The organism is Halopenitus salinus (assembly GCF_042662125.1).
Taxonomy (GTDB): Archaea; Halobacteriota; Halobacteria; order Halobacteriales; family Haloferacaceae; genus Halopenitus; species Halopenitus salinus.
Map to the genome: position 1 here is coordinate 93,664 of NZ_JBHSXL010000002.1, position 19,677 is coordinate 113,340.

At 55.4% G+C, this 19,677-nt stretch carries 15 protein-coding genes and 3 pseudogenes; 9 read left to right on the forward strand and 9 right to left on the reverse strand.

What is annotated here, in order from left to right:
• Nucleotides 1–14: 14 nt before the first annotated feature.
• A complete protein-coding gene (locus tag ACFQE9_RS01685; protein WP_379739388.1) occupies nucleotides 15–248 on the forward strand; it encodes a hypothetical protein in 234 nt (77 codons plus the stop codon).
• Nucleotides 249–352: 104 nt separating this feature from the next.
• On the opposite strand, the gene ACFQE9_RS01690 is transcribed toward ACFQE9_RS01685, so the two are convergent.
• A complete protein-coding gene (locus ACFQE9_RS01690; protein ID WP_379739391.1) occupies nucleotides 353–637 on the reverse strand; it encodes a PadR family transcriptional regulator in 285 nt (94 codons plus the stop codon).
• Nucleotides 638–803: 166 nt separating this feature from the next.
• On the opposite strand from ACFQE9_RS01690, the gene ACFQE9_RS01695 reads away from it, so the two are divergent.
• The 3 genes and pseudogenes from ACFQE9_RS01695 (at nucleotide 804) to ACFQE9_RS01705 (ending at nucleotide 2,267) form a co-directional block, all read left to right on the forward strand.
• The gene (locus tag ACFQE9_RS01695) at nucleotides 804–1,562 is read left to right on the forward strand and encodes a transcriptional regulator TbsP domain-containing protein (protein WP_379739394.1); all 759 of its coding nucleotides are present in this window, start codon (nucleotides 804–806) and stop codon (nucleotides 1,560–1,562) included.
• Nucleotides 1,563–1,573: 11 nt separating this feature from the next.
• A pseudogene (locus ACFQE9_RS01700) lies at nucleotides 1,574–1,762 on the forward strand (DoxX family protein); the annotation flags it as partial.
• A gap of 97 nt (nucleotides 1,763–1,859) precedes the next feature.
• Nucleotides 1,860–2,267: a hypothetical protein gene (locus ACFQE9_RS01705; protein WP_379739397.1), complete on the forward strand. Its 408-nt coding sequence runs from the start codon at nucleotides 1,860–1,862 to the stop codon at nucleotides 2,265–2,267.
• Between the two features lie 27 nt (nucleotides 2,268–2,294).
• Here the strand turns inward: ACFQE9_RS01705 and ACFQE9_RS01710 are convergent, their stop codons facing one another.
• From ACFQE9_RS01710 to ACFQE9_RS01730, 5 genes and pseudogenes are all read right to left on the reverse strand, one after another.
• A complete protein-coding gene (locus ACFQE9_RS01710) occupies nucleotides 2,295–4,700 on the reverse strand; it encodes a DEAD/DEAH box helicase (protein ID WP_379739400.1) in 2,406 nt (801 codons plus the stop codon).
• 2 nt (nucleotides 4,701–4,702) lie between these two features.
• Nucleotides 4,703–5,794 carry a ribonuclease H-like domain-containing protein gene (locus ACFQE9_RS01715; protein ID WP_379739403.1) on the reverse strand — a complete coding sequence of 364 codons (1,092 nt, stop codon included), beginning with the start codon at nucleotides 5,792–5,794 and terminating at the stop codon, nucleotides 4,703–4,705.
• Between the two features lie 622 nt (nucleotides 5,795–6,416).
• Entirely contained in the window at nucleotides 6,417–7,586 is a 1,170-nt protein-coding gene (locus ACFQE9_RS01720; protein WP_379739406.1) for a Fic family protein, read from the reverse strand.
• Between the two features lie 188 nt (nucleotides 7,587–7,774).
• Nucleotides 7,775–8,041: pseudogene (locus tag ACFQE9_RS01725) on the reverse strand (ubiquitin family protein); the annotation flags it as partial.
• A complete protein-coding gene (locus ACFQE9_RS01730; RefSeq protein WP_379739409.1) occupies nucleotides 8,029–8,376 on the reverse strand; it encodes a DUF6788 family protein in 348 nt (115 codons plus the stop codon). The pseudogene ACFQE9_RS01725 and the gene ACFQE9_RS01730, both read right to left, overlap by 13 nt.
• Nucleotides 8,377–9,218: 842 nt before the next feature.
• Here ACFQE9_RS01730 and ACFQE9_RS01735 point away from each other — a divergent pair.
• The 5 genes and pseudogenes from ACFQE9_RS01735 (at nucleotide 9,219) to ACFQE9_RS01755 (ending at nucleotide 13,632) form a co-directional block, all read left to right on the forward strand.
• On the forward strand, nucleotides 9,219–10,475 hold the full coding sequence (locus tag ACFQE9_RS01735) for an orc1/cdc6 family replication initiation protein (protein ID WP_379739412.1): 1,257 nt from the start codon (nucleotides 9,219–9,221) through the stop codon (nucleotides 10,473–10,475).
• A 214-nt stretch (nucleotides 10,476–10,689) separates the two neighbouring features.
• Nucleotides 10,690–10,904: pseudogene (locus ACFQE9_RS01740) on the forward strand (helix-turn-helix domain-containing protein); the annotation flags it as partial.
• 80 nt (nucleotides 10,905–10,984) lie between these two features.
• Entirely contained in the window at nucleotides 10,985–12,376 is a 1,392-nt protein-coding gene (locus ACFQE9_RS01745) for an ATP-binding protein (RefSeq protein WP_379739415.1), read from the forward strand.
• Between the two features lie 283 nt (nucleotides 12,377–12,659).
• The gene (locus ACFQE9_RS01750) at nucleotides 12,660–13,184 is read left to right on the forward strand and encodes a hypothetical protein (RefSeq protein WP_379739418.1); all 525 of its coding nucleotides are present in this window, start codon (nucleotides 12,660–12,662) and stop codon (nucleotides 13,182–13,184) included.
• Between the two features lie 250 nt (nucleotides 13,185–13,434).
• Entirely contained in the window at nucleotides 13,435–13,632 is a 198-nt protein-coding gene (locus tag ACFQE9_RS01755; RefSeq protein ID WP_379739421.1) for a helix-hairpin-helix domain-containing protein, read from the forward strand.
• A gap of 71 nt (nucleotides 13,633–13,703) precedes the next feature.
• Here the strand turns inward: ACFQE9_RS01755 and ACFQE9_RS01760 are convergent, their stop codons facing one another.
• The 3 genes from ACFQE9_RS01760 to ACFQE9_RS01770 form a co-directional block, all read right to left on the reverse strand.
• Nucleotides 13,704–16,550, reverse strand: a complete 2,847-nt coding sequence (locus tag ACFQE9_RS01760) for a UvrD-helicase domain-containing protein (protein WP_379739424.1) — start codon at nucleotides 16,548–16,550, stop codon at nucleotides 13,704–13,706.
• Nucleotides 16,547–19,132, reverse strand: a complete 2,586-nt coding sequence (locus tag ACFQE9_RS01765; protein ID WP_379739427.1) for a PD-(D/E)XK nuclease family protein — start codon at nucleotides 19,130–19,132, stop codon at nucleotides 16,547–16,549. The genes ACFQE9_RS01760 and ACFQE9_RS01765 overlap by 4 nt, the downstream gene beginning before the upstream one ends.
• A 248-nt stretch (nucleotides 19,133–19,380) precedes the next feature.
• A complete protein-coding gene (locus ACFQE9_RS01770) occupies nucleotides 19,381–19,653 on the reverse strand; it encodes a hypothetical protein (protein WP_379739430.1) in 273 nt (90 codons plus the stop codon).
• Between the last annotated feature and the right edge of the window lie 24 nt (nucleotides 19,654–19,677).

Below are 19,677 nucleotides of genomic sequence, written 5' to 3' on the forward strand. Positions count from 1 at the left end.
CGGATCTTCACACGGTGCTGGACAAGACAGCAATCGAGTATCTCGACGTCGACAACCACCGAACGGTGGTAATCTACCAGAGTTCGATTTTGGTCATCGAAAACGTCAACGAAGATTCGGGACAAGTGGAAGGGTTCGACGTCGAATTTTGGAAAGAGCCTCCAGACGATCACGCACGTACTCCGGAGGAATTTCTCACGTCCTTTATCGAAGCGATTGGTGCAAACGTTCAGACGGACGCTAAGTGAGATACGACTGGCCTACGGGAACCGATCCGGTTCCGGCAAAGCGTGTCGTAGAAACAGGAAGCCCCGTCCTCAACGAGGCCGCCAGGCCGAACAGGGCGGGTAGCTCACTCAGTAGCGACGTCGACGTATTGAGCCTGCCACTCATCACGTGCCTCGATTTCTCGCTGTCCACGTCGAGTTAGGGTGTAGTAGTTCGTTCGGCGATCGAGTTCACCTTTCTCGACAAGCCCCTTCTCAACAAGCGTATCGAGATTCGGGTACAAACGCCCGTGATGGATCTCTTTCTCGTAGTAGTCTTCGAGCTCGTCCTTAATCGCAAGCCCGTGAGGGTCATCCAGGCCTGCAATAACGTACAACAAGTCACGTTGGAAACCGGTCAAATCGTACATACACATAATGGCGTATTTCATTTCATAAAATTATCGAAGCGAAGGTGGATCAAGATCGACGTAAAGGGGAATGCTGAAAGGCCAGTACGGCAATCCACATATCGGCGTACCACATTATCCACAAATCACAAGACGGTTATTGGTTTACCGTCGAAAATTTGTAATAATGACTACATTCGGTGTTCTAAACCTCAGTACAGAACTACAATCGCCGCTACTCGTCGATCCACCGTCAAGGATTATTGTCCACGTTGTCAACGAGGTCGATTTGGATGAAGGACCAGTCGAAATACTTGCGACCGAAGATGCGTTGAATACCGCATTCGAAGATTTTGCGGTTGCGTCGAGAGCGGGAGATCTTGTCGATGATGAGGCGCTTACCATCCATCTCCTTGAATCACCTACGGAGAACACGCTCCTTGTAAGTGAAGAAGCAGTAAGTTCGCTACTCGATATCGATGGAGAAGTACGAGGGATCACAACGCGAGAAAACGATCTAGTCGAACATGTGAATACCCAATATCGTCATCGGTTTGAGAGTGCAGAGAGTTACAGATTCGAAACACCATCACGAAGGACTGTACAAAGAACATTACAGGAAAATCTTGGTAGGGACCTCATGGAGGACTTTATTACTACCATTGAAAACCTCGAAGAGGTGCGTGACGACGTCGACGTCGTAACGGTAGCGCTCCTAATTGCAGCCAAACATGACAAACAGTTCTACCAAATCTCGAAGTGGGGTGAACAAGTAGGGGTTGGATCCAAATCAACGTTCTCTCGAAGGAAAATGGCGTTAGAAGAGGAAGGCGCGCTATCCACCGAAAAAGTCAAAATAAATACTGGTCGGCCACGCTTGCGATTGAAAATCGCTGATGAGAACGCTGTGAAATCAATCCTCAAGAACTCGGGGTCGAGAACCTAGTAATCATTAGTCGATTACCCAAGCTGTCGGCTGGCAGCGTCGCGACCTTCTTCGTCGGCGTCACTCCCGCCATGCACGACTTCTGGGTGGTTGATGAGGAATCACGGGACGAAGAGATGACCTCGTTCCTCCAGAACCTCGCCCTGCTCGGCGCCGCGCTGGCGTTCTTGAATCAGGCGCGGCAGGGCTCGTCCGAATAGATACCCCGAACGTTCGATCGACTCACTACCGAAAACCACAGTGTGAGTGGCTACCGGCGGCATATTCAATTATGAGTAGGACTAACACGGTGGTGAGATGGCGGAATCCCGCCGCGCGGGTGACGAACGGGTCAACGTTTTCGTCGTCGACGACGTTCATCTCTTCAAGCATTTCTTCGAGGACGAGGCGGTCTTCGATCGACTCAAGCGGTACTACAACAACCACCAGTATCGGTTCGAAGTTCCTGCGAACGAGTATGACGAACTCAGGGAATTTCTCGAGGATCACGGATATGGACTCGTCGGCGTCGACGTGATCGAGGAGTTCGTTGTGGTAGTGAAGAAATATACCGACCACCCGGACAATATCTTCAAAGAATCCGTCGTCCAGCGGACGGTTAATGGCTACAACTGTTTTCTAATGACCGATCAGTCGGCTGTCGAAAACGCAGTCCAACAAGGGGCCATTCGCCTAAGGCAAACAGATCTAGCGAACCCGTTTTGAAGGAACACTATCGTGCCAGACGACTGTCTAGAGCTGGTTGATCAGATTGTCCAGTACAAGCAGTGTGGCGTCAGTATGGAGGAACCGGTTCTGGTTCCCACATTGAGAGTCCATTATACAAGCGGGACAACCACTCGTTCCGTTACAGTTACACTGACTAACTCGCTCGTGAGTCCGTTCAGCGATCGTCGCTGTTTGCTCAAAGATTCGTTTGCTAAAGCCGAGCCCTCCTTCGACGGCGTCGTGGATAAACCACGTTGGAACGCCCGTCTCCGGGTGTGCGATAGTACTCAAGCCGCCAAGATCGGATTTGTCCATCCGTAGTTCGAGAGGTGTGAGCTTGATCATTCCGTGTTCGGCGCCGTGGAGGCCACCACCAAAGACCTCCATTATGTCGCCGTCCGTCAGCGTCGAAGAATCTTCACCCGTTATTTCGCGAAGGACGTCATCCTGTAGCGACGGTGGAGTTTCGATCCACATCAACTGTGTATTGAGTTCGATCGGCGGAAGGCCCGTAGGTCGTAACGGTTGGGTCGCTGAGCCAGAATTGATGTCCTTCCGACGAAAATGGGTATAATGGATTTCGACGGTACCCGTTCCCCAAGAGAGCTGGTATCCGTTCCCGAGATCTCGGGTTGCCTCGGGATCGATATCACGGACGGTCTTTTCGGAGATCGTCTCGGTATACTCGTTTGTCCGAACCTTTTCGACGGTGATGTAGGGGTTTGGAACGTCTTCGACGAAGTCAACGACCTCGTACTGGATCCCGTTGTGGAGAAAGAGCGCGCCTTCGTGATGGTCTCGATATGCTCGTTCACGGTCGATCGGCTCCATATCGATGTCCCGATCCTGACAGCGGACGTCAAACTGGATATCTGAGGACGTATACATCGAAATGTCGGACTGCGGTCGCGGAGAGCCGGTATAGCGAACGCTTCGCGACAGATCACCCGCGAGTTTCCCGGCATCGATCCACATCTCGACAGCACGATCGAGGCGATCTCCATCGAACCACTCCCGATCGGCGACCGTCAGCGGGTGTTCTTGTGCAGCGCACAGGATATGCTGTGCGTAGACAGGGTTGTTCTCGAGCCCGATGACGGCATCCTCGATCGCATCGCCGAGAACGTACGTAGGATCATCGAGAATGTACTGGTCGATCGCGTCTGCCCGAGCAACGAACACCGAGAGGGCATCAGAATCGCCACGGCCGGATCGTCCGATCTGCTGCCAGAACGACTGTCGAGTACCCGGATATCCCGTGAGTATCGTTGCATCCATCGAACCGATGTCGATCCCAAGCTCGAGGGCGTTCGTCGACGTGACGCCGTCAAGTTGCTCGCTCTTGAACTGGTATTCGGTTCCACGACGTGTCTCCTTACCCAGACCGGCGTGGTACGGTTCGACGCTTAGATAGCCGGATTTTGGGTGAGAACTCGCCGCGTTACCGGCGTATTTCGCTCCGAGCTCCGCGTTCTTCCGACTCCGAGTGAACATCAGCGTCTGGATGCCGTTGAGTCCAAGATGCGCAAGAACGGAACTCGCTTCGCGAACAGGATTCGTTTGCGCCTGTTGAAACTCCTCGAAGTCGGCATCAGGACCCAACATCCCGTCGTCGACGGGTGGCTTCCAGAACGCGATGTCACGCTTGCCTTGAGGCGAGCCGTCTTCATCAACGACGGTAAACGATTTTCCGGTCAGTCGCCGCGAGTGTTCAGAGGGATTCCCGATCGTTGCGGAGGTACAGACGATCTGCGGGTCACTGTCGTAGTGTTCCAGGATCCGTCGTAATCGGCGGATCGTCCACGCAACGTGCATCCCGTGGACGCCCGTGTACGTGTGGGATTCGTCGATCGCGAGAAGGTCACAGTTTGCCCAGAATGTGTGCCATCGCGTGTGGTGTGCCAAGTAGACGTTGACCCCGACGAAGTTCGTGATGATAACGTCGGCCGTTTCCCGAATCTGCTTTCGGCGATCCTGGGGAGTATCGCCGTCGTATACTCGAACGGAAATGTTCAATCCCAGCGTGCTGAAGAACTCGTTGAGTTCCTGTTCCTGATCTCGAGATAACGCCTTCGTCGGGTAGACGAGAAGTGCCGTCGAATCCGGATCCTCGAGATAGTTTCGAGCAATTTGAAGGGCATAGACGTAGGTTTTTCCCGATGACGTCGAGGTTGCGACACAGACGTCATCACCATCTGCTAAATGACGGAGGGCAGATTCCTGGTGGGTGTAGAGATCCCCCACAGACTCACTGACCGAAGCAGCGAGCCCAGCATCGAGTACTTCGTGCGGATCAACGTATGCACCGGCTTGTGCAGAAACGGATTCGGCGTGTTGTAACTGACCGTCGTACTGGGGAAACGTTCGTTCGAGTCCTCGAGCAGTAATTGGGGCGTACTCCGGTGGGTCTGGGTCTGGATCTGAGCTCATGGTTACCAATCAGTGAGACGTTGCTGTGTGGTTGTTTCCGTGGTATCGCGAGATGGTTCGTTGGTCGATACGATACGGTTACTCTTTGCGAGTGACTCATAGATCACAGCGAGCCCTCGGACGTCGTCTTCACAGTAGGACTTAAACCGATCCCAATCAGGCTCCGTCGACGGGGATCGATCCGCCATCCATTGTTGATACGTTCGGGCAACTGCAGCTCCAGTCAATCCGGTCTCGTCACGTTCGTACCCGAGAGCGGCGGCGACGTCTTCGAGTTTATTCGTGCGGCCAGGAAGGATCGCGTTCTGGTTCTCAACGGCCCACTGGTAGGGATCGAAGCGATAGGTACTGTTCCAGTCGTCCTCGTAGTGTGGACAATACTCGATGATGTGGTCGTGGATAACGCTGAAGTCGAACTTCCAGCCACGATACGCCACGAGAGGACGATGGCTCGCGTTTGCCGTGTACCACGCCAGGAAGTCCTCGAGAGCCTGTCCTGGTTCGTCGGGGTTCATCTGAATGAATGACAGGTATCGGCCGTCCGCAGCTGTGCCATCCAGGACACCGATAAGCCACGTGATCGTCGGAGAGAGTCCATCCGTTTCGATGTCGATGTACACAGGATCTCCGTTCGGAAGCGGGTCGTCGGACTTGCGTACGATCTCGTCGTGAGCGATCGCCGTTGCGCTTTGTTGGATTCGGTCAGCGATCGTCTTCCCGAGTCCGGGAAACTCAGACAGTGAGCTCGAAGACGTATTGGCGATATCTTCGCGACTCGTGAAACCTGCTTCTCGGAGCTGTTGTGCGCGTTTGCCTCCGACCTGATCCAACGCTCGAAGTCCTAGTTGCGATCGGTTCACTGAACGCGTGAGCACACGTCCATCTTCTCGACAGTCAAGAGCGACGAGAGGAGTGCCCGCATATCCCGAATCGAACCCCCCACCAATGACGGTGAGGCCGTCCCACTCACGGCGATAGTCGGCTGGAAGGGACGCCGAGATGTGGACATAATCTCCCTCGAGCTGGCTCGTTTGAAGGGATGAGAGGTACGCTTCGCGACCGACGAGTGTGGTCGAGAGTGATGTCGCGTCCACATCCAGCTCGAGGAGTCCACTAAGGACGAACGATGGCTGATCGACGTCGAGGTCCCGGTGTTCACATTCACGAAGTTCGCGAAGGGACTGTTCGGTCGGTGCAAGGACGACCTGAACGCCATCGATACGACGTGGACCACTCGCTGGTGCGTTACTCGCAGGATGGTACAGGAGGGTTTCCGAACCAAGACGTCGGCGAAGACGACTTGCAGCACGCGGTGCCGGAGCATCTCCCGTTAAGAGGACGATCGACGGATCGTAGTAGGTGAGCCAGTCGTCCAGCAGTGATGACTCAGCCCGCTCGACGAACTGTGGAGATGCACACGCGATACGAGTAGTAGCAGGCGTCGACATTTCTGGAGAGAGAGTGTGTGTTCATCGGTACGGCGGCCACCGTCTTGAGTGTCTGGTTCCGTGAGCTGGTTTGAGTCGCCGTAGCCACAAAGAGACGACGTACCTCCGCTGTTTCCGATGGAGTGGTTTCCGGAGTGAACCGCCTCGGGGTCAATTGGTTCGAGAGAGCGAAGCTCTCTCGTCATCACGGAAATGGAAGATTTCCGAACGACCCCGAGGCACTCGGCCTGTTCCGCCTGTAGATATCGTGTGGAGGGATGACTGCTTCCTAGTATGTCTGGGGAGGTTTTTCGAGAATCTCGAAGATTTCGGTTGCTCGATACTCCTTGTTGCGTTCTCTTCCGGTGGTTTCCTCGAGCACGTCGTCATCGATCAGACTGTCGATCGCTCGATACGCAGTGGGGCCCGTCACGTCCAGCAGTTCCTGAACGAGTGCGGCTGTGACGTAGGGTTGTTCGAAAAGCGAGCACGCTAATCTGGCGTCAGCGCGTGCGTATCCACCATAGGTCTCCTCATACCGGGACTGAAGATTGCGTAGTTCACGTGATCGACGTAACGACTCCTCCGCTTGGTGGCGAATTCCCGTCACGAAAAACTCGATCCACGCTTCCCATTCGCCCTCGTATCTGACCGCCTCCAGTCGCTCGACGTAGGTATCCTTGAACCGGTTGAAGTACTCGCTCAGGTAGAGATTTGGTTGCTCGAGGTATCCGCCGGCGTACAACTGGAGTGTGATCAACAAGCGGCCGAGACGGCCATTGCCGTCTCCATATGGATGAATCGTCTCGAATTGGTAGTGCGTCAGTGCGATGTCGATGAGTGGGTGATAGGTCCCGCCGGTTCGGATGTACGTCAGCAACGCGTCCATATGGCCCTCCACCGTTCCAGGGACTGGCGGGACGAACTCACCGAGGTGATTTGGATGCCGTTTGAACTCCCCGATCGTTTCGGTCTCGCGTCTGTCCGCAGGGACGTTCGTGAGGAGCGTTTCGTGGAGTGAGTGAAGCAGCTCGAGCGAGATGTGCTCGCCGACGCCGATCCGTTCGATCCCCGCTTCGAGTGCATCCTCATAGTTGAGGACCTCTTGAACGTCCTTCGTGTCAGTGAGCTCCGTACCGTGTTGCCCTGTGGATGATGCACCAGACCGAGTCTCGTAACTATAGAGGGCGTTATAGTCGATATCGGCACCCTCGATTTCGGACGACTCCATCGCCTCCTTCCGCAGCAACGAGGTGTATAATACGGGCGCGAAATCCACCGTCAAGGAGAATCCACCGAGCTTCCCGAGCCAAAACGTTGCCTCGGACAACGTCTCATAGAACGCGGCGTCGAACGTGAGATCAGTTTTTGGAGGGAGTGGCTCCGGCTTGTAATACGGATTCGCACCATATGGGACGTGTTTCCCGGGAGCCGAATCAGGTAAATCCTCACCCACCATTGTTGTCTAGTGGATTTATTCCCTCCAGCCAATTAAAATTGAGGTATTGAATATACCTAATGGGTGAAGAGTCGCGTACTAGTATTATTCATACCCCTATTTTTTAATCAGTATATCAAAGACGGGTTTCAAACAGTGGGCGTGATCTATCGGCGCTGAACTTGCACCGTCGCCTGTTGGTACTATCCTCATCGGTGAGATGAAGCAGCGGAGCCAGCGGCCATTCTCCGTGCACGCTCGTGGAGGCGGCGCTCCTCAAACGCGGTGGCCTAATCACCGAGTTCCACGTACACGTCGTCGATTTGTTCTGAATCAAACTCGAGGACGTCCACGTCCGCCGGTGGGCCAGCGCCATATTCATCGCGATACACTTCAATTCGATCAGTGAGTTCCGATACGTGATCCTGTAACTCGTCGAGGGTGTTTTCCTGTGCGAGTGTATTCACTCGACGCCATCAGAAACCGGGCCGTGGTATTCCCACTCGAGACTGTCACCTCGTCGACGAACTGTGTACTTGTAGGGACCGTGGAGCTCCCCCTGTTGGCATTTGCAGCTATCTTTTCCGCAGGTTACCTTCTTGATCACGACTGTCCCATCACTCGATTCCTCAACGGCCTCGATCGATTCATCGTCGTCGACGTCGATATCGGTGGCGTCGACGTCTTGGCGGTATGCGAGAAGATCGTCGATCCACGCTTGGAGCTCGTGTAGGGTCTGACCGTCCTGTTTGGGAATACCCTCAGCGAAATACTTCGGAAGCGAATCAGGAGCAGGTGGTTGGTTCGGCATTATCTTACCAAACACTAGACGGACATAGACCATAAAAGTTTGGTAAGATTCGAGCCGCTGCCTCCCCCCGTCGTTTCCGAAGCAATCCCGGTCAATATCGGTACTGTAACCGATATACCGGCGATCAGAATGCTACGGACATAGTGGATAAACGCAAGCAATCTACACACCGCTATTTCCGAAGCTAACCCGCAAGAGACGAGTCCCACTCCACCATTTCCGGAGCTTCGTATGAGCTGCACGAACACGATCGGATGAGATGCCAACGAACGCGTTGAATCTCAATAAAAATCGAGAGAATTGGAGGAATACACGCTGGAGAGATCGAGTGTTATTGGACCGAGGAGACGTTCCATTCGCAGTTAATCGAATCAATGTGGACTAATCATATCCACGTTTTGGACGGACAACCCTCCACCATTTCCTAAGCTTTCTCCATACGGTAAAGACAAAGACCCTCACTCCACTGTTTCCTAAGCTATCGTTGAGGGAAAGAGGGAGAGGACGAAGGAATCAGCAAGCCTCGCCGGATCACTCACGTACCTTCTCAAACAAAAGAAAATAAAATAGATATATTGTATTAGTATCACTTTCTTATTATGGTACTGCGGAAACTGTTCCTAGTATAGTGTCTTAATTCTTTCCCATATATTCGTTCGTTCTTATTGTGGTGACACGTGGTTTAGTCATTGCTTCGGAAACAGTGGAGTGAGTGTGTTATAAAAAGGAGCCGAGCTTCGGAACCGTTGGTGGTGTGTATATTTATAAACTCCCGAGCTTAGGACGCTTCGGAAACTAAGGAAGCAGTGGTTTTATTATCTCCTGGTGTGAGGCCGTTTTCCATGGGGATGTTTCAGCGAGATCGTCAAGTGTTTGCGGATGCTGAACCCCTCGACGATTCCTACGAACCTGAGGACATCCGTGAACGTGATGACGAGCTCGAGAAGTACCAACGCGCCCTCCAACCAATCATCGACAACCGCCCGACGTCGAACATTTTTCTGTACGGTAAGACGGGGACGGGAAAGACCGTCGCGACGAAGTTTATGCTGTCACACTTGGAGAATGACGCCGTTGAGTACGACGACGTCGATCTCTCGACCGTCTGGATCAGTTGTGAGAACCTTTCGTCGTCGTATCAGGTCGCCGTCGCCCTCGTCAATGAATTGCGTGAGAGTAAGGAGAAGGATCGAATCAGCACTACTGGCTATTCACAACAACGCGTATTCGATATTCTGTACGAGGAACTCGACGAATTCGGTGGTACCGTCGTGATCGTCCTCGACGAGATCGACAATATCGGTCACTCCGACGATATCCTCTACGGACTTCCACGAGCGCGATCGAACGGCTACGTCGACGATGTCCGACCGGTGATCGTCGGTATTAGCAACGACTTCCAGTTCCGGGAAAACCTATCACCGAAGGTGAAGGACACGTTGGCGGAAAAGGAGATCCTCTTTCCGCCGTATGACGCGAATCAACTTCGATCGATCCTTGAACCGCGTGCGGAGAAAGCGTTCCGTGATGATGTCCTTAATGAGGGAGTCGTCCCGTTGTGTGCGGCGATCGCCGCCCAGGACACAGGGTCGGCTCGGCAGGCAATTCGACTCCTTCGCGAAGCCGGCGAGCTCGCTCAAGCAACCGATTCCGAGAATGTGACCGTCGATCTGGTCCATGACGCACAAAACGAGCTCGAAAAGAATCAACTCTATGAGGGAATGCAGGAACTCACGACTCAGGGGCATGCCGTTCTTTGCGCGCTCGCCTACCACCAAGCGACGGGTGAGGTTCCCGTTCGCTCTCGAGATCTCTATCAGCGATACGTGAAAATTTGCGATCGACTCGACGCCGATAGCGTGAGTGAACGCCGTGTTCGGGATCACCTCTCCGATATGAACATGCTCGGTCTCATCAGCGTCTATGAACGGAACGAGGGGCTCTCTGCCGGCCGATACCACGAGTACGAACTCGACGTCCCGCTGAAGGCCGTTCTCGAGGTACTCCTCTCGACGAATCGGTTCGAAGATCTCGCGACCATCATCCAATCGACGGCCGACGATAACAACCTCTTACAGTCCGATATCTCCGACTATTGAGCCTTCTCTGGGTTTCGATGCCCCGCTTTAGATTTTGAATGAGGTCGATTTTTCAGGCTCGAAAAGCTCCGGAAACGGTGGAGGGGGTTCGGTCGACCCTGATAGCTTCGGAAATAGTGGGGTAGGGTCGGTTTTGAAACTCTGAGCAAACTGGGGTAGATTATCCAGTTCGTATAATATTTTTGACTATTCCCGGATTATTGGTCACCTCCAGATGTACGAGGTGCTCGACGACACGGCGGCACAGACTATCCTCGCCATCGAGAGTGGCGACTCTATCCGCCGTATCCCCAACACCTCCACACACCGTATGAGACGGTGAGACAGGCCGTCAACCGCCTCGAAGACGCAGGCTATGTCCCCAATGACGACGGCCTCACTGTCGTCGACGAGCACGTACGCGACGCAGCCCACGAGTTCGTCACTGCCCATTATAATATTCTCAAATATGATAGTCTAGAATATGATTATTCAGAATATTTTTATTCTAGAGTCACTAACTCGTCGCCATGGTAGATTTCGTGAATCGGTCGGAGGAACTGGATCGATTCGACGATCTCTTCGACTCGGGGAGCGCAGACCTCGCGGTCGTGTACGGGCGGCGACGGCTGGGGAAAACGAGACTCGTAAAGAAGGCGCTTGAGAGACAGGAGAACGCCGCATTCTATCAGGCCCGACAGAAGACGCGGGAGCTCCAACTGGAACAGTTCATCGAGGCCGCAGCCGAGACGTTTCCCGGCATTGAGGACATTCGACCTGACTGGGAGCGACTGTTCAGGTATCTGGCCGACCAAAATGCGATCGTCGTCCTCGACGAATTCCCATACCTGATCGAACAGGACGAGAGTCTCCCGTCAGTGTTACAGGCGTTGTTCGACCACGAGTTCGACGAGTCGGAGACGACCTTCGTTCTGGTCGGATCGTCGATCAGCATGATGGAGGAGGCAACGCTGCTCGGGGATAGTCCACTATATGGGCGATCGTCCCTCACACTCGACATCCGTGAACTCTCGTTTGACGCCGCGACGGAGTTTCTACCGGACGATACGACGGCAGACGAGGCCGTTCGCGCGTGGAGTGTGTTCGGTGGAGTTCCCTACTACCTCGAGGAACTCGAGGCCGACCGATCACTTGGCGAGAATATCCAGCAGACGGTGCTGACTCGTCACGGATCACTCCGTAATGAGCCGGAGTATGTACTCCGCATGGAGCTGACAGAACCGACTCGCTACTTCTCGATCCTCGAAGCGATCGCCGGCGGGGCGACCGGCCGCAACGAGATCGCTGGCGTGACCGGTATCGACTACAACCAGCTATCGATGTATTTAGACCGTCTCTCGCGGCTTCGGCTCATCGAACGACACGTACCAGTGACTGAGAAACCCGAACGATCCAAGCGAAGTCAGTACCGGCTTCGGGATCGGCTGTTTCGGTTCTGGTTTCGGTTTCTGTACGGGAGTTCGGACCGCTATGACCAGTTCGGTGAGGAGGCCTACGATCGACTCGTCGAACCGGAAATAGCTGACTTCGTCGCTCCCGCGTTCGAGCAACTGTGTTGTGAGGCCCTATGGACACTGTACGATGAGACGCCGATCGTCGATGTTGGACAGTGGTGGTATCAGGACCACGAGATCGACGTCGTTGGACTCACCGACGAGGAAACGCTCGTCGTCGGCGAGTGCAAGTATCAGGAATCGCCACTCGACTACAGCGCACTAGGCTCACTGGAGACGCATGTCGAGGAACTCCGGTGGCAGCCGTCAGGCGGTGGCACGCGAACCGTCGAATACGCGTTGTTCTCCCGGAGCGGGTTTACGAATAGCGTCCGCGAAGCCGCTGCCGGGCGTGACGATGTACGTCTCTATACGATCGACGACGTCGTCGCCGCGCTCAGTAGGTAGTGCACCTGTAGCACCCGATGTTCCGGAAGGCCTCGGTGCGAGCGCGACTATGCGGTCGGGGACGGACTCAGGACGAGTCGTCTTACCAAACATTGGCATTAGTGATCGTGAATTGTTTGGTAAGGTCCCCGGTATCCATTCGTTTGTGTGAGCGGTCCGTGCCTGGCCATCAACATAACTCGATCCGATCGAGCAAAGCTTCGGAACCGACGGAGTGGTACATCCAGATAGACGTCGACGCCAGGTGAATTCTTAACTTGGAGTATACCGCTTCGAGAAGCATATGTCAGCTATTCAGACGCACGAACTTTATGGACTGAAGATTGGGGCTGAACCCAGAGACAAACCGTCGCCAGTATTGTGGACGGACTCGCAGCCGACTGTCGAGGTCACCTTTTCAAATAACTCCGATGTGCAGTGGCGAGAAGATACGGCAGTTCACTTTTGGATCGAGATCGACGACGACGTGGTCTGGTCGCAGAACGTGGAAATGGGCATGGAGCTTGCGCCTGGCGAAACGACCACCGTGACCGTTGAAACCGGGCCGTTGACCTATGAAGGCCACGCAGTCCTCGGATTCTCTATTTCATCCGGTATTAATATAAATAGCGAGCCGCGATCACTCGAACCAGGTGATTCTACATACACACTACACCCTACAAGCGCGTTCAGCGTTTGGGATCGCTCGCACTATGTATCGACGGTGAAACGTCCGAAGCAGTTTCAGAAAGGGATCATCTTCACGTCAATCGTGCTGATCCTCTTCGCAGGCGTCCAGCTGTGGTTCGCGTATTTCATGTCGGGATGACGGACGCATTCACTTTGAACGAGGAGTCGGAGCACATTTTGCAAACGAGATATTTCTTTTCAGCACTCACCGAGAGAATGAGCCTAAAGACCCTGCGGGCGGACTGACAACCGAGAGTGATACCAGTTCAAGGAAATGTAGCCGTGAGGGATACCACGCATGTATCGGTCACGAGCAACCCCATATTACAGCAGAGACACATAGGTACTTGAACGAATACTTATTTTTGAGGGTGTGTTGAGATTCTCTTATGAGAAAAGATGGCACAACGACGCAATTTGAGAATGTTAGTTACACCCGTGCAGTTGCACTTCAAGAGGTGGGAATCTGGTGGGTAGAAGACGTATATGAAGCGGATTTAGAGGATTTGATGGCTGCAGAAGGAGTTGGAGAAAAGACAGCTAAGAAAATGAAAGCACAGGCTGATCGCGCATTTAGAGATAATTGACTGGGTTGTCTCTCTATGATTCGTCCTAGTTGGTCTTGTTGAGTCCCTGTTTCCCTCTTGGTTTTTCAAAATCACCCGCCGTGTGATCGCACCATCTCCCGAATCTCCGTTTTACTGAGGGGATTAATCTCGCGACGGTCGCCATCGTCAGTGTAGAAAACTTCCGCAGTGACCGTTCGATCCGGATACTGGTCGGCGACGACGTGGTAGTAGATACTGAGCTGTTTCTCGTATTCGTCTTCCGCGTCGGTCGTGAGATCCGTTTTGTAGTCGATGATCTCGACGGACTCGGTCGTCACATGCAGCAAGTCGATGATCCCGCCGATCGTCACCGTTTCGTCGTCGATGGGAAGCGGGAGGAACGCGTCGATCTCGGGTATCGTTTCACCGTCGAGTGAGTCGATCAATGCCTTCACGTGCTCCTTGTCAGTATTATCGGCTTCGACTGTCTCACCGAGAACATATCGTTCTGCGAATTCGTGGACTTCCGACCCGTAGTCCATCCCCCGACCACCGGTGTTCCCCTCGAAGACGTCGTCATCGATGAAGGTATGTGGCGAGTAGTGTGCTGGCCCATCCGGCACCGGAACGTCGATCCTGTACGGCGAGTGGTCGTCGTCTTCCGGATCGAACGCAGACAGATCGGGTTCGACGTCCTCGGCAGTAACGGGAAGCCCCTCGAGGAACGAATTCGGATCGGCGCCGCCGGTCAAGACAAGGTGGCTCTCAGCGCGCGTCACCGCCACGTAGAGGAGTCGTCGTTCCTCGTCGTAGTTCTGGGGGAGACAGCGGTTGAGCACGTCTGTCCTCCAGTTGTCGTAGACGTGCGGGACGCCGTGTGCGTCATCCGAGTACACCTTTCGCTGTCGGAGGCCGATCGGATCGGAGTACGCGATATCGTTCCCACCGCCGCCGGAAGACGGGAACTTGTTCGCGTTCATGTTCGCGAGAATGACGATCGGGTATTCGAGCCCCTTCGTCGCGTGGATCGTCTGGACGGTCACCGCGTTCGTCCCCGCTCCGGCGTCGACGTCATGTGTGCTGCCGTCCGCGATGGCCTCCTCGATGAACCGGATCAGCTCTCCCCGGGTGAACGTCGTCATTCCGTGAACCGATTGGACGGTGTCGAGAACGACGTCTGCGGTCGGACCGCTTCGCCCGTATCGATCGAACACGCGCCGGGCCACACCCCCGAACGTCTCCAGCTCACGGAGATCCTCTCGGAAGGTGACCATCGGCTCGGGATACGCCTCGCGGTCGATGATCGCGTTTGCCTCGTCGATCGTGTAGCCAGCCTCCTCGAGGACGAGTGCCCAGCCCCGGTCGGCGTCACGTTCGAGGATGCGCAGCCACGCTAACAGCAGCTTTGCAGGGTCGGTCCGGAAGACCTCGATCCCACCCTCGTAGGCCATCGGGAGCCCGTATTTGCTCGCCGTATCGAGCAGGTCTCGGCCGAAATCACGGGTCCGCGTTAAAACCGCGATGTCACCGTACTCCGGTGCCCGGTACTGTCCATCATCGCCCTCGACGGCGTAGGCGTCGTTGTCGACGATCGTGTCGATCTTCGCGAGGATCGCCTCGTGTTCATCCTCGCTCGTGAGCGCCTCGATGTGGCTGTGGTCTCGGTCCGTGTTGGCGTTGAGTGGGGTGATCTGTTCGGAGATCGTCTCCACATCAAGTGACTCGCTCTTCGTTGCAGGCGTCGTCAGCGCGTGTGTCGAGAAGTCCAGAATGGACTGCGTCGACCGGTAGTTCCGCGTCAATTGCTTGCCGTCGACCGGGGTCGTGGGGAAGGTAACTCGATCCGCATCCCGGTTCAACTCCTGGGCAAATCGTTGGAGCCGATCGTCGAACTCGCGGATGTTGTCGACGTCGGCGTACTGGAAGCTGTAGATGCTCTGTTTCCAGTCACCGACCACACAGACGTTGTTCGTACCGGCCAGAAGGAGTGTGAGCTTGAACTGGATCGCACTAGAGTCCTGGAATTCGTCGACCATCACGTATTCGTAGTCCAGACGCTCCCGGAGGTCGTGATCTTCACACAGGAGCACGAACGCGAACAGCTGCAGGAATCCGAAGTTCAGGTAGTTACGCCGGAGCGCGAACTCAAGGTAGGAATGATAGACGTCGTGAACGAACTGTTTGAGTGCTGTTCGGTCGTCCTCGAAAACTTGGTGGGCGACGTCTGCCGGGATCTGCTTGCCGTCTCCACGAATCTCCCATTTTTCAGGAGCCTCCGGAAGGTAGGTCTTGTCCGTGCCGTAGCGGTAGAGCTTCGAACGGAGCTTCGATTGCTTGCTCCCATCGTTCCGAGGTTCGTTTCGCTCGGCAAACAGCGTCTCGAACGCCTCGAAGTCCCCATCCAGGTGTGACTCACCGTCGCGGTACCAGCCAGTTGCTTCGGGGAACACGCCCTTTGCGGCGAGTTCCTTGATCAAATCGAGCAGCTCCGTCGCCTCCGAAAGTGCCGTGAAGAACTCGTCATACTCCGGGTGGTTGTCGGTGAACTGGCCGATGAACTCGCGAAACAGCGCCTGTTCGATGATGTCGTCTTCGATGATGCGCGTGGATCCGGTGATCGTCTCGTCGATCCCGAGATACGTCGGCGCGTTATGCCCGTGCTCGTCGAGGATATCGTGGGCCAGCGAGTGGAACGTCTGGATCGGCGCGTTCGCGAGCTCGCGCATTCCGTACTCGCTGTGGCGAACGATCCGTTCGCGCATCTCCTCGGCCGCATTGTTCGTGAACGTTACCAACAGGACGTCCGACGGGTCGATCCCGTGTTGGTCGACGATGTTCGCGTACCGCCGGGTAACGGTGAAGGTCTTCCCGGTGCCGGCACCCGCGTCGACGAGGTACAGTCCGTCGATCGCCTCGATGAGGTCGCGTTGCTCCGGGTTCGGCTCGACGCCGCTCATTGCTCACCCTCCAAGAGCAGGTCTCGGTTATCTACACGACGGTAGTTCGGCTCGCCGGCGAGCCCCTCGATGGGGAACTCTTCGTCGCCGACACGGCGCCGGTTGAGCTCTGTCAGGCGTTCGTCGACGAACTCCTCGAATGCGTCTAGATCACTTTTGAAGAACGCTTCCTCTTGCAGCCCGGCGATCTTTCGCATGACCTGCTTGCTCCCCGTCTTCACGTACTGGAACTCGCCAATCTCCGATTCGAGCCGCGAAATCATTGTCTCTCCGAACTCCGATTCGATCAGTTCGTCACTGTCCGTCGTCTCGACGAGTGGTGCGGCGTCGAAGAGGGCGGCGTACGTTTGATAGTCGATCTTCGAGAGGATCTTCTGGCACTTTTGTGCTCCCTCTTCGCGGAGATATTCGAAGAACTCCGCACGTTGAACGTGCGCTGTGGGTGATTCGGGGTAGTATGTCACCGTGGTAAGCGCGTCGTCAAGGTCTGCATCGCCGGCGATCACGTCGTCGACGAGTTCGGTGACGTAGAAGAACGTAAACGATAGCCGTTCATCCGGCGTTTGTGACCGCCAGTAGGTGAGATAGAATAGCGCTTGGAAGTCTGGTTTGTCCGTCGGCGCCGCGAGTGCGGCGTTTTTGACGATCGAGGTGGCGCTGTTCTCGCTGCCGCTCTTGTAGTCGAGGAGTGCCGTCGGCGACTCTACGAGATCGATCATTCCGTTGATGCTCAGTTCCTCGTCGGTGAACCGGCGTTCGGTCACGGGAGAATCGACGTCTCGCCCGAAGTGGGTGGCGATGGTGTTGTCGCCCCCGCTTGACGGTGTGAGAAACGCCCCATCTGTCGGGGGGTTGGTATCGAGATACGAGACGATCGTTTCGAGGCTCGCACGGTATTTGGTGCGGCGAGTCCGTTCGTCGACGGAGCGAACCAGCGGGCGGACCTTGTCGAGCATTAGATCGACGATTTCCGTGAGTGTCTCCTCGTCAACGACGTCCGGATGGTTCACGTAGAACTCCGCGAAGTCGTGAAGCAAGCTTCCCTCCGTGAGATACGCCTTCTCCGGCCCGTCGACGACCCGGCTGAAGTAGTAATCCCGCGGTGAGTTCACGTAGGTGTTGAGACTCGACTGGCTGATCGTTTCGACGGGTTCTGGAGACACGTTAACCGGTTCTTTCCCGAACCCATCACCGGCTTGTGCTGGGGGTCGATTCTGATGGCTTGTTGCAGGCAGATCGGAGAACCGATCGTAGTCTGCCTCGAGGAGCTCTTCGAAGTACAGACACGGCGTGACGGGCGATCCGCCGGTCGCGTCTTGGACGAGATAGTGTTGCTGATTTCCGCTCTGTAACAGCAGTTGGAAGCTCTTGAGGTTCCGCGTGAACTGTGCGTCCTGATCGACCCATGGGCGACGTGGTGCCGAGTGCGTCCACCGGTCGTCGAGGCCTAGGTAGAAGACGACTTCACGACCCACGTACGACGCCGATTTCGCGTCGGCGAGCAGTACGCCCTCGTTCTCTCGATCGACCGGTACTTCGTAGGTCTGGAGGTAGAACGACAACTCGTCGACTCGCGATTCAGTGACGAATTCGTCGGCGATTTCGAGCGTCTTGAGCTCCTCACGGAAGGCATCGAGCGTGTCGCCGAAGCGGCGTTCAAACTCCGAGAGAGCGTTCGCGAACGTGTACTCCTGGATATCGTGTGAGTAGTCGATCAGCCACGAGAGTTCTCCATCGTCGAGTTCGTGCAGTCGCTTGTCTGCGTCACGGTCGTCGACGTCGCAATCAAAGGCCGTCAACAGTGACCGGATCTCGCTCACTCGGGTATCCGTCCCGCGGTGGGCGGTCCGAAGGAGATGGAGGAACAATCGGTGGTCGCTGCGATCGGTAAAGCCTGGTCCGCCGAAAAACGGGATGTCGGCCGCTTCGAGCGCGGACTCAATGAGCGGCGAGTACTCGCTTTCCTGATCGAGGACGATCCCCACGTTTTCGGCGTTCGCTTCGGAGACGGCATCGACGACCGTCTCCACGATCGCCGTTGGCGAGTCATGGATGCGGAACGGCGGGAGATCGAACGTCGCGTTAGTGAAGAGGTCGACCGTATCGTACCCGGCCGGTAGATACGCTCGTTCGAGTTGGGTGAGCATTTCGGGTTCGACGACGACCACGTCGAGATCCGGATCGATCGTCTCGGTCGTGAGCTTCATCGACGCCGTCTCGAGTTCCGCGATACGCTCGACGGCTCGTTCGGTGGCGTCGTCGACGTAGGCGTCGTACTCAAAGATCGCGTCGTGTGACCCGTGGTGTTCCCAACACTGGAGGATGTTCCCAACCGCGTACGCACAGCGTTTCCACGAAATGTCCTCGTTGCCGATCATGCCGAGGAATGCGAGGCGATCCTCGGACTCCTGGCGTCGACCGGCTGCGAGCCGGCGTGGCGGGATCGCGAACGGACCGAGATGCGGGCGATCGAGATGGCGGTTGAGGGCACTCGCAAGCGGACCGTCGGGCGTAATGACGAGGTCGTACTCCGCGACGTCGTCGTAGAGTTTGCTTGGAGACTTTGCGCGGGGAAATGGCACATTCGGAGGAGTCGGTGGTGTCAGATAAATCTTCGTCAGAAGATTTTGAGAACCGGCCTACTCAACGAGTCTCCATAGCCAGCTGACACGCCCGCTGTTCCCACCGGGCGTGTCTTGGCCGGTGAGATGCGTTGAAGCCATCGAACACTTCCTACCAAGATATCGGTCTCGCTTCACTCTTGGCGAGGCTGACAGCTTAGGAGGGACTTACCGAGAGCGGCCAAAATAAATCAGAGAGGTCTGAGAACTCAGTCGACGGTCGCTAGCACCCGGACATCTGTTTCCGAGTGTCGTTCACGCTGAGTTCGAGCGCCCCGTTCTTCCAGGAAGTCCTCGATTTCATCTGCCAGCGTATCGGCGTCCTCTCTATCGACGTGTACGATCAGCGTTGGCTGGTCTGGATCGTTGTTGTCGATGACAAGCGATACGTCTTTGAATTCATTTGGCTGTCTGTACGCCTCGAATTCCTCAGCGAGCTTATCCCCAAGGTCATCAAGCTTATCCACTGGATTGGCTGTCATAGGAGGTATTCAACCCCAGAGAAG